13 protein-coding genes are annotated in these 10,850 nt (G+C 40.2%); 4 read left to right on the top strand and 9 right to left on the bottom strand.

From position 1 onward, the window contains the following. The first annotated feature begins 19 nt into the window (after nt 1-19). Nucleotides 20-712, top strand: coding sequence for an ATP-binding protein (locus EHR06_RS03515; protein WP_135755740.1), 693 nt, complete (start codon nt 20-22; stop codon nt 710-712). Further along, entirely contained in the window at nt 709-1,485 is a 777-nt protein-coding gene (locus EHR06_RS03510) for a glycosyltransferase family 2 protein (protein ID WP_167492268.1), read from the top strand. The genes EHR06_RS03515 and EHR06_RS03510 overlap by 4 nt, the downstream gene beginning before the upstream one ends. A gap of 139 nt (nt 1,486-1,624) precedes the next feature. Here EHR06_RS03510 and EHR06_RS03505 read toward each other — a convergent pair whose 3' ends face one another. Beyond that, a complete protein-coding gene (locus EHR06_RS03505; protein ID WP_024863917.1) occupies nt 1,625-2,017 on the bottom strand; it encodes a hypothetical protein in 393 nt (130 codons plus the stop codon). 66 nt (nt 2,018-2,083) lie between these two features. Between EHR06_RS03505 and aroE the strand changes: the two genes are divergently transcribed. Beyond that, nucleotides 2,084-2,950, top strand: coding sequence for a shikimate dehydrogenase (aroE, locus tag EHR06_RS03500; RefSeq protein WP_135755738.1), 867 nt, complete (start codon nt 2,084-2,086; stop codon nt 2,948-2,950). Nucleotides 2,951-2,972: 22 nt separating this feature from the next. Continuing rightward, nucleotides 2,973-4,178, top strand: coding sequence for a bifunctional folylpolyglutamate synthase/dihydrofolate synthase (locus EHR06_RS03495; RefSeq protein ID WP_135755737.1), 1,206 nt, complete (start codon nt 2,973-2,975; stop codon nt 4,176-4,178). Between the two features lie 34 nt (nt 4,179-4,212). Here the strand turns inward: EHR06_RS03495 and EHR06_RS03490 are convergent, their stop codons facing one another. The 8 genes from EHR06_RS03490 to EHR06_RS03455 all read right to left on the bottom strand — a co-directional run bounded on the left by EHR06_RS03490 (nt 4,213) and on the right by EHR06_RS03455 (nt 10,758). Beyond that, the gene (locus EHR06_RS03490) at nt 4,213-4,584 is read right to left on the bottom strand and encodes a VOC family protein (RefSeq protein ID WP_135755736.1); all 372 of its coding nucleotides are present in this window, start codon (nt 4,582-4,584) and stop codon (nt 4,213-4,215) included. A gap of 99 nt (nt 4,585-4,683) precedes the next feature. Further along, nucleotides 4,684-6,312 (bottom strand): PEGA domain-containing protein, encoded by a 1,629-nt coding sequence (locus tag EHR06_RS03485; protein ID WP_135755735.1) that lies wholly within the window; start codon nt 6,310-6,312, stop codon nt 4,684-4,686. After that, nucleotides 6,309-7,079 (bottom strand): ABC transporter permease, encoded by a 771-nt coding sequence (locus tag EHR06_RS03480; RefSeq protein ID WP_135755734.1) that lies wholly within the window; start codon nt 7,077-7,079, stop codon nt 6,309-6,311. Before EHR06_RS03480 ends, EHR06_RS03485 begins: the two co-directional genes overlap by 4 nt. Further along, on the bottom strand, nt 7,076-7,978 hold the full coding sequence (locus EHR06_RS03475) for an ABC transporter permease subunit (RefSeq protein WP_135755733.1): 903 nt from the start codon (nt 7,976-7,978) through the stop codon (nt 7,076-7,078). The genes EHR06_RS03480 and EHR06_RS03475 overlap by 4 nt, the downstream gene beginning before the upstream one ends. A gap of 12 nt (nt 7,979-7,990) precedes the next feature. Continuing rightward, complete coding sequence (locus tag EHR06_RS03470) at nt 7,991-8,446, bottom strand: PTS sugar transporter subunit IIA (protein ID WP_100705620.1); 456 nt, start codon at nt 8,444-8,446, stop codon at nt 7,991-7,993. Beyond that, a complete protein-coding gene (locus tag EHR06_RS03465) occupies nt 8,443-9,327 on the bottom strand; it encodes a hypothetical protein (RefSeq protein WP_135755732.1) in 885 nt (294 codons plus the stop codon). Before EHR06_RS03465 ends, EHR06_RS03470 begins: the two co-directional genes overlap by 4 nt. Beyond that, nucleotides 9,317-10,468, bottom strand: a complete 1,152-nt coding sequence (locus tag EHR06_RS03460; RefSeq protein ID WP_135755731.1) for a 4Fe-4S dicluster domain-containing protein — start codon at nt 10,466-10,468, stop codon at nt 9,317-9,319. The genes EHR06_RS03465 and EHR06_RS03460 overlap by 11 nt, the downstream gene beginning before the upstream one ends. 8 nt (nt 10,469-10,476) lie before the next feature. Beyond that, entirely contained in the window at nt 10,477-10,758 is a 282-nt protein-coding gene (locus EHR06_RS03455) for a hypothetical protein (RefSeq protein WP_010414765.1), read from the bottom strand. Nucleotides 10,759-10,850: the final 92 nt, after the last annotated feature.

Here is a 10,850-nt window from a genome sequence, read left to right as displayed (position 1 = left end):
TCCGAAAAGTTCAAGGTTAATGGGTCAGGAAATCCGGGATATATCAGACAATATCCGGCTTACGGTGGAGGACGGAAGAATCCTCTCTCTAAAGACCCATCGGATCACCAGATCGGTCGAGGAACATATCCAACAAGCGATCGAGCTCATCTTGGATAAGGTCACTTATCCCACCCTTGTTCCAACGATTTACACTATCGTAAAAGAATTATCGATCAACGCCTGCAAGGCAAATCAAAAAAGGATCTTCTTCGAGGAAAAAGGATACGATATAGAAAATCCGATCCAGTACAAAAAAGGAGTCTCCGAATACAGGGAATTATTCTCCGAAAGTATGGCGGAAGAATACGGAAACAAATCCAAAAAGAAGGGATATTTTTGTCTGATCACTTTCGACTATTCCATGGATGGAATTCGGGTAGAAGTCACGAACAATACACCGGTTACTATTGAAGAAGAAAAATCCCTCCGCGAAAAATTAGAAAAAGGAATGCAGTACGGAGACATCGCCCAATTCTATTTAGATAACGCCGACAATACGGAAGGAGCCGGATTGGGACTCGCACTGATATTAATCATGCTAAAAGGAGAAGGTATCGATCCTTCCTTTTTCAGGATCATCATCCGCAAAGACGTAACCATCGCCAGATTGGAAGTTCCTCTTTCGTCTAATTTTAAATCCGTAAGAGACCAGGATTTTTCCCGCGCTTGATGTTACCAATCTCAGCCTGTATCATCACATTAAACGAAGAAGATAATATCGAAAGATGTCTGTCTTCTCTTGATTTCGTAAACGAGATCATAGTATTGGATTCCGGTTCCAAGGATAAAACCGAAAGTATCGCAAAGAAGAAGGGAGCCAAAGTAGTTCTACGGAAATTCGACGATTACGTTTCCCAAAAGAATCATGTAATCTCTTTAGCTGAAAATCCTTGGATACTCACTCTGGATGCGGACGAAGAACTTTCTCCAGGCCTAAAAGAAGAGATCAAAAGTTTATTTAAGAATGGAGAACCGGAAGAAGACGGATTCATCATCCCAAGACTTACGATGTACATGGGAAAATGGATCCGACACGGAGGCTGGTATCCGAATTATAGAGCCAGACTATTCTTAAAATCCAAAGGAAAGTTTGTAGGCGGAAAGGTCCATGAAGCGGTGGAATTGTCCGGAAAAAGAAAGAAGTTAAAACATCCGGTCTTCCATTATTCGTACGAAAACCTATTCGATCATGTCAGCTTTATCAATAGATACTCCGAACTCGCAGCCACTGAAAAATTCGGAAAAGGAAAACGCAGCGGATTATTCTTAGCTCTTTTAGAAGCAGGATACAAATCCTTTTGGATGTATTTTGTAAGACTAGGATTTTTGGACGGCAGAAGAGGACTAATCCTCGCGATTATGGGCTTCTATTATAATTTTCTAAAGTACACCAAAGTATTCGAAATGTCTTTGGCGGAAAAAAATAAAAAGAACGATAACTAAAACCGGGAATTTACACTCTATAGTAGTGTTTTTGTCTTTAGTACGCGACAGCGATGCGAAGTGGAAGTCCGAAGGACCGGAGCGAACGCGCAGCACGTAGCAGCGCGATCACGAGCAAAGCGAGTGAGTCGCCCTTAAATTAATCTCTGCGTTCTTTGTTATGATTGATACGGTTCATGATATAGAGCATGGAGTATCCGCCCAAGATCACCGCGATCAAATTCACATTTGCAACCTGGTAGATCCCGATCTTTGGTGAGATTAACCAATACACCACTTCTCGGATCAGGTCTTGGAAAATAGAAAGAATGATCAGAGATCCCAGAATGGCGACTAAAAACGCCACCCAGTATCCGCCTAAAAGATCCTTTCTTTTATAATAATAAAAATACCAGGCTAAACCGCCGCTAATAGAAAGAACGAACAGTATATCCGTGAATGTCGTCCACCAACCCGAAGAAGAAGCTAAAACTAAAAAGGGTTGAGTGCCGAGTAAAGGGAGAAAATCGTTGAGCGAGGCCAGGATTCCCATCTGATTACAGGTTTTCCGGGTTTTCGGATAAAGTCGAGAATTTTAGTAAAAAAGAAGCGGGACCCATTGAAAATCTTTCGAGACAGCTCAAAATACTTCGGGATCGTAGGTCACCCCTTATCTCATACCTTATCGCCTTTGCTGCATAGCTCTTGGTATGAAGACCTGAGTCTGGACTGCGGCTATTTGGTTTTTCCAGTGGAAACTTTGGAAAAAAAGGAACTTCTTTCTTTGTCCAAGTTCGGAGTCAGAGGTTTGTCGGTCACAATTCCTCATAAGGAAACTGCATTTTTTCTCGCAGATAAAACGGACCAGACTTCCCAAACAGTTAAAGCAAGTAATACTTTAGTTTTTGAGAACGGATCGATTAGCGCGCATAATACGGACGGGATCGGTGCAGTCAGATCTATCCAAGAATCTTTTCCGGAAAGTTTAAAAGGAAAAGTGTTATTGATCGGAAGTGGAGGAAGCGCTAGAGGAATTTCTTTCACTTTATTACAAGAAGCGGGAGTGAAAGATCTTACTATTGCGGCAAGAAATTCCAAAACTTCCGAAGAATTGATCGGATTACTTTCTAATATTTCTTCCGCTAAGATACAATCTTCTGATCTAAACGAAGTACAAAAGAATTTCTCAGAATATTCGCTCATCATTCACACAACTCCTCTAGGAATGAAAGGAAAAGATCCGGGGCCTGCCGTCTCGGAGTCTTGTTTTAGAGAAGGACAAGTTTTATTCGATATTGTTTATAATCCTTTGGAAACCATTTTGGTTTTAGGGGCTAAGAAGAAGGGTGTAAAGGTTGTGCCGGGAACAGAAATGCTCCTTTACCAAGCGGTGGAACAATTCAGATTATTCACAGGTGTGAGTTTAAGTCCCGAACTGATCCAAAAAGGAAGATCCAGACTGCTAAAAGCGCTTGGATACGCCTGAGAAGAATATTAGAAAGTTTTAAATGTCTCACCCAGATTTTTTAGAATTCGGATCCAAATTAACCAATTTAGAGAAGACCAGGAATTTTAACGTATTTGGGGATTATTCCCTGGATCCATTCCGTAATCTTATAGATTTTCACGGTTGGAGAAACAGGAAAAAAGAAAGGCTTAGGATCTCCGTAGTAGGAACAAACGGAAAAGGTTCCGTTTCTCATTTTTTAGCGGGAAGTTTTTCGAACTTAGGGTACAGAACTGGCTTATATACTTCTCCCCATCTATTCGACCCAAAAGAAAGGATCCGTCTTAGCCCGAATTTTGATCCGATAAATGAAGAAGATCTAAAAGAGATCTCTAATATACTATTCACGGAAAGTTCAGCAGAAGAGCTTTCTTTTCTATCTTGGTTCGAGTGGTTTACTCTAGGATCTTTTGTTTTATTCGAGAAAAAGGATATTTCTGTCCAAGTATACGAAGCAGGCTTAGGGGGAAGATTAGACGCCACAAAACTCTCGGATCCGGATGTACTCGTCGTTTGCGCTATCGGAGAAGATCATAAGGCGGTCTTAGGAAATACAAAAGAAGCAATTTTAAGAGAAAAACTTGGGATCGTGACCGAAAGAACTAAGACAGTATTCGCGTTAGAACCGGAACCTTCTCTATTAAAAATACTTAAAGAATTTTGTTCCGAAAAAAATTTGGAATTATATCTGTATCCTTCTTTGCCGGAAGGAAGATCTTATCTGGACCATAATCAACAATACGTAAAGTTTATTGTTCATAGATTAGAAGAGATCATCTCTAAAAATAAGATCCGGATCGAAAGAACGGAAAACGCAATTACCAGACCGCTGCGCCGTCCACCCGGTAGATTAGAGATCATCTCTGATTCTCCAATGGTCGTATTCGATCCTGCTCATAATCCGGATGCGATCAAAGTCACACTTTCATCCTTATCTTCTGCATTTCCTGATAAAAGATTTTCAATCATAGCCGGATTTTTACCGGACAAAGAAGGAGAATCCATGGCGGAAAAACTTTTGGATTATACAAAAACCCAAAAGTCAAATTTGTATTTTTTAGATTCAAAAGAATTCAAACTTCCGGAAGGATATGGATCTTATTCTATCCTTCCGGAAAAGCTCTCTGAAATTTTAAAACCTTCCGGCAATGAAGATGGGATCTTAGTTTTAGGAAGTTTTAGATTATATTCTTATCTTAAAACTTAGAATCGAACTTCTGGATTGTTTTACGAAATAAGTTCTAAATATTCTGTCCTATACGCCAGAGAACTCCGGAAGGATCCATTAGAATAAAATCGATCATCTTCCAAGGCTGTTCTTCCGGGTCCGTTAATTTTACCTGAAACTTATCTTCTATATTTTTACTTTTTAAAGTTTTATGCCAAGCATATACATCTTCTACCAAAAGATGTATCATTAGATTTTCGGCCAGTTCTTGGTTATAAAAATCCTGGAGGAGAAAACTGCAATGATCCACACAGAAGTATGCGACTCCTCCGCCTTCGGATCTTTTAGTGAATCCTATCTCCTCGTAGAATCTTTTGGAAATTTCGAAATTTTTTGCGGGTAGAAATACTTTAATTTCCACCGTCTTTAAAGAAGTTTCATTCATACATTACCTGCTCGTCCCGTTGCAGGAAGTCTTGATATTCCCAAGTTCATAGGCCGTTTCCGGTTTCTTTTTTATTTTTATAATCTTATTATGAATATATCAAAATCTCATATTAAACTTCGCGTAAGATTCAGTTTCATACTGCCCTTCTATACCTCTTACGAATGTAGGCATAGTTTTGACAGGCGCCACTCCTACTTCCAAGGTTTCGGAATCCAATCCTAGAGCATAAAAAGTCGCAGATAAGATCAACATCGTGCCGATCCCGTACAACATGAGTCCGCCTTGGATCCCTTGGTGTTTTCCGAATCTTCCGGAGATAGATCTGAAATAGTCGGACTTATTCTTAGCATCGTTATAGATACTTTCCTGATAAAAATACGAAAGTGCGAATGTCTGCACATTTGGAGAAGACTGCTGCAATTCCTGAAGAGTCACAAAATTCGTGATCTGTACCATTGGCCTTGCGTTTTCTAAAGCCTGATCCGCTCTTAAATTGAAATAATAATACCCTGCGTAAAAGAACAAACTTCCGTAAAGTGAATAGATCGCGAAATCATCATAGGTATGATCCAAGAATAAATATTTCTTATTTCTATAATAAGAAACGGATTCACCTTCTTTCAGCTTGGCCTTGATCTCGGATACTTCTCCTTTTTTGATCTCCACTCCTTTGAATTGATCCACATGATCAGCCAAAACGAATCTCAATCTATTCCAGCCGACTTTGACCGGAACTTTTACGAGCGGAGTAACTCCTAAATATTCGGAACCTAAATATACTTTGGCACCTTGAGGATCTGAATCGGCGGAGATAAAACCTTCTTTTTTATCTTTTTCTAATACAATATCCAGATCTTTAGAGGATTCCCTCAGATCAACCTGACCCGACCAATCCGAATATCCGTTTTTAGTGATACGAATATCATGGATCCCGGATAGAACATCATTTCTTTTTAAAGGAGTTTTACCTATATAATTCCCATCCAAAAATACGAGTGAATCATATTGGTTTCCCGTTTTAACGGAAAGAGTTTTAGTATGTTTCCCCAAAAGTGTTTTTCGGATCTCTTCTATAATCGGACCAAATTCCTGATAGGATCGCCTAACGCTCGTTTTATGAGAAAATTCTTTTTTAGACCCGTCTTTAGAAGATCTCATTCGGATATTAATTCGGATCTCTTCTCCCTTCTTCTCAAATTCTCCGTAAGTAGAATAAAAACAGTCGTATTTCCTGGAGATTGGGATGAGAAAACCCTCGTCAGGAGCGGTTTCCGATTCGTAAGGTTGGACTTTTAAAACTAAATATCTAGGATCTTTGGATACGTTTAAAGAAAGTTCTCCTTTCTTTAATTTCTCAAGCCCTGCATAATCCCATTCTCCTTCTCTTAGATTGGAAGTAACACCGGAAGGATTCGGACCAAAAGCATACTGGATGGACTTTGGGATCAAAGATTCGTCATAGATCTGAACTAAGGATTTTAAGCCGGAATATAGAACGGAGGCATAACCGGAAGAATAAAAATCCAGAGAAGTATCTCCCGTTAAATTCCGAAGAGGGAAAATACAAAGTTTTCTTTCCTTCTCGAACTGCAGCTTTTCAGGAGAAGAATATTCAGGAAAACGATAATACTCGTCTATCGCATACGTTGGAATTCCGACAAATAATGGAGACAAACAGATGAGTAAAACGAAGGCGGATAATTTTCGGAAGAATAATAGTTTCAAGAACGTTTTCCTCCCACAGTCATTACTAAACCTAAAATTCCCAATGTAGGGAACACCAAAGACCAAGGAGCATTCTGTGCGTAATCTTTGGAAAACGCAATTTGTTCTCCAAGGCCCGGACCGAATACTTCTCCGCCCGCTGAAATTCCTAAAAATCCGAATATTGCAAGAGTCATTACTACGGCAGGAAGTCCTGTAAACAAAAGTACTCTTAATATTTGGAACGCTTGGGGCAGAAGATGCGCCCTAAAAATATAAGACTTACTTGCACCGAAACAAGAGGCAGCCAATGCATATCCACTTGTGCTTACCTCGTCTATTTTAGCTCGAACTGTTTCATAAGCTTGTGCCCAATCTCCCAGAACGATTGCTAAAAATAAAGGGATCGGCCCAGCTCCAAAAACTTGGACTACGAGTAATGCTAAAAGTAGAGAAGGAAGAGAAACAAAGACGGAAGATAAAGGAGAAAATACGTTCTTCTTAAAAAATGGACTAGTATAAGAAGCCAAACCGATCAAAGAAGCCACTGCTAACGTAAAAACTCTTGCAGGAAATGCAAATAAGAAAGTCGCTAAACTTCCATATGCAAACATGGAGAACACATCTCTTCCCAATCTATCTTTACCAAACGGAAAATCAAAAGAAGGAGGAAGAAAAGATTCCTTTAAATTTAAATCGGTAGGAGCGGGTTTGAATAATATCCCGAATATTACTAAAACTAGATATAGAGAGATTGTGCCATAACGAAGCAGGTTTAGAGTTTTCAAGCGGCGCCTGCCTCCCAACCCAAAAGACTATCTCTTACTCTTTCAGAAACTCTGGTCAAAATATAAAACACTGTCCCGCTATAAAATAAAAGTGCGGAAAGTAATGCAGAATCCATAGTCCGGATCGCATGGTACATTGATTTTCCTATACCAGGAAAGAAAAAGATCTCCTCTACTACGATTGCACCTGAAAGCAAAGAACTTAGATCCAATAAGATCAAGATAAGAAGTACGGGCGAAACTTTCAGCAGAATATGCCTAAATAATATTCGATTTTCCGAATATCCTCTGGCTTTCAAAACGTTTGTATAAGCGGATTTTTTTTCGGTCCCGGCCAATTGGTGGGCAAAAATAAAAAGCCTGGCAAATACTCTAGATCCCAATGCAATTCCAGGCAAGATCACGTAAGCTGTATTTCCAGGTTCATAACCTCCAGGAGGAAGCCATCCGAGTATTAGAAAAAAAAACACCAATAGAAATACGGAAACTACGAATACAGGAGTAGATAAGATGAGCTGGCTGATAAATCCGAAAACTTCTCCCAAGAAACCGAAACGTGGAAGTAAAGAAACCAAGGCCAGAAAAACGGAGAAGAATGTACCTGTTAAAACTGCAAATCCTGCTAAATGTAATGTGGGCCAAAATCTGGAGAGAATATGAGAAAGGACAGGATCTCCGGATTCAGTTTCTCCCATATCGAAACGAATAAGCCCTTTCCAGAACTGAAGATATTCTTTCGTAAAACTAGTATTAGTCGATATCTCCACTGAATCCTGGACTTGGATGCCTGAATCCGCCTCCAAAAATTCCTTATTTAGAGATCTGAGTTGGGAGAAAAATACTGAAATCGCGGAAAGAAAAACCGCAAAGATCAAAAAGCGTTTCGCTTCTTCTAACAAACTTCCACCCTCTCACGCGGAGAAAGCTTTCCGGATCTCTTCGAAATTTTTGGAAAGGATCAGTTTTTCGCGATCCTCTTTTACGTTGAGGGTTTTCGCGATCTGCGCCAGGGTTTTGATATGTTCTTGGAATTTGGATTTGGGAACGATTAGAAGAATAAAAATATGAACGGGAAGATGGTCGATTGCATCAAAATCGATTCCCTTTCGAGAGAGACCCATCACACATTTAAGCTCATCCACCAGATTGACCGAACAATGCGGGATTGCTACCCCGCTTCCGATACCTGTTGACATGGATTTTTCTCTCGCCATGAGAGATTCGTACACAAGATCCCTATCGTCTCTTGCGATTAGCGTAGAGTCGACGGCCTTTTGGAGAAGTTGATTGATCACTTCTTCCTTAGAGGAACCTTCTATTTCAAAAATTACAGTCTCTGGCTTAAGTAAAGCAAGGAGCTGGTTCATGCCTCTGTCCTATCTCCTAGGAAAATACGAATCAGGATGGATTCAATGAAAAAAAACGATGAGACCCACAGGAATGTAGGAACAAATACCGGGGGAAGGAAAAAAATTGCCAACCCAAGAGGCGCCAAACTCAAAAAAGAAAGAGGCAAAAGTGAGCCAGTATTTCTTCCCGGTAAATTTAGAAGTAAAATGAAGGAGAAAGTTCCGAGCCAAATCGGACCGGAGACCGTTTCCCAAGCTGGAATTTTGGCGATATGGATCCAAACGGATAAAAGGATAAAAAATCCGAGAGGTAAAAGAAGAGCCAAACTTCTTCTTAATAGTAAAGGTACTGCTAAAAGTATTCCGAATCCGCCGCAAGCTTCCAAAGAAGAGTAACGAAACGCAGGCAAGCTGCCTTCCGTAAAAAATCCGGGAGTATAAATATCAGGATAAGAAGATCCTCTAAACACGGAAGAAGGTTCTGAAGCCCAGCTGTCTATCCCGGGTAAAAAGTAGAATATTAGAAAAAGCAAAAATTGTAGTAATGCCAAAGGGAAACGGATCTTAAATCTCTGTTCCAACACCCACCAAAGACCTAATCCGATCCCTAAAGCAAGAACCGCGTGCAAAGAGTATCTTGGATCTCTGGGAAGAAGAAGTGCAAAACTCAAAGCATGATTCACCCAATACAATGGGTAGGACTTCCCACCGGTGAGAAGAAAGTAAGCTCCTGCTCCGAATAGAAGTCCGAAACCCGCTGGAATAATGGGATAATAAGATCCGCCGGACCCTAAAACCAAAAGCCCGATCGCCAAAATCGCAAAAAGTATATCAGGTAAAAGAAGATCCTTTCTTCTGAAAAAACCGTTTTGGGTGGAGAGAACATAACTAAAAGCCATGATTTGCCTCCTTCCAAGTCCTGATCTTAGTTCTTAAAGAAATGGTAGAAGGACAAAGAAATGTGCAGATCCCGCATTCCATACATAGAGAAGAATTAAAATTGCCGAAGCTGGAAACCAAGGCCATCGGATTTGCTTGTGTAGGGCAATTATAAGAACATTCTCCGCATTCTACGCATGGGAATTCCCTTCTTTGGGAATCATGTTTAGTCAGAAAGACTAAGGAATAATTCTGTCTGATATCCCAATAGAATCCCTTTTTGATATCTCTGACCGGATTTTTTTCATAAAAGGAATTTAGGGTAAAATTGGAATATTTGGGGCCGTATTCTTCAAATAAAAACTTTAAGCTCTGTCCGTTACGGATACGAACCGTAGAATCCGTCTTTCTAAGCCCTCCATTCTTTCCTAAAAAATAAAGAGCGATCTCTCTTTCTATAAAAGGGAAATCGGCAAATAAAGCTCTATAAAGATTATATAATGTTTCAGGACCTAAATATAAGATTTCTTTAATTTTAGAAAAAGGGATTTTTTCGGTCTGAGAAACGAAATATTCGGGAATTCCCCAAGGATATGCATAATTTTTAACGGGAGATCTCAAACCCGAAATATAATCCCGTATCTGAGCTTCCGGAAAAAGGATTTTTAAAACTTCCAAAAAACGAGTATGGCATTCAGAGTTCTTTCTTAACTCAGGAAGATAATCCACATCTTGCGTCCTCGTGAACGGAGCTAAGATAATTAGGGATGTTTTCTGTCTGGATTTAAAATAAGATAAAAGAGAATGTTCCGGAAAGTCCAGACTGACCAAACCAAGTCTGTCCATTGATTCCAACACTTCTTCTTTTTTGAGAGCTTTTGGGATCCAAGGTTTGGAACCTATGAAATTCCCGTCTTGAACGATACGGATCTTGGATCCTTCTTCGCTATGTTCTAAGGAAGCGATCCCATTTACAGGAGAAAGGACCGAACCTGAGGATTGTTTGTAGAGGGGATCTCCTACACTTACCCGGACTGGAAAATCCTTAAGTAATAAGGCGTCTTTATCCGGGAAGAGGGTGTAGGGTTCGTCCAGGACCGTCTTGCGATTTCCCGTTTCTTTTACGGTCCTGGGTTGGAGGAGGAACGGTTTTGAGAACAATGCCCTTTTTAGTTAGGCGACTTCACCATGTAGATTTCATCTTTAATGGGAAGTTCTTTCTTTAAATTTTTGATATAAGGAAGGATTTCTCCCATTGGCTCGTAGAATTCGCAATCAGTCTGCATACGGCGAGCCACTGTGAAGTATTTGTATAACTTCTCTTCGCCGGAACGTTTGGACCATTTTTTCTTGGTACATTTGACCCGGAGGATGTATTTGTCCGCCTCGGATTCATACTGTCTGACGGTTACACAATGCAGGCAGTTGGCGCAATAGACTTTCTCACTCATCGGTTATCCTGTTTCCTGGGGTATTTGACAGATTTAGGCGAGGGCACAGGGAGTCAACCCGTTTCCTCGCCTTTTGTATGGCGGAAGCTGTG

It is taken from the genome of Leptospira dzoumogneensis (assembly GCF_004770895.1).
Lineage (GTDB): Bacteria > Spirochaetota > Leptospiria > Leptospirales > Leptospiraceae > Leptospira_B > Leptospira_B dzoumogneensis.
The sequence above is the reverse complement of the archived record's forward strand: the minus strand, read 5'-3'. Positions and strand labels throughout refer to the sequence as shown.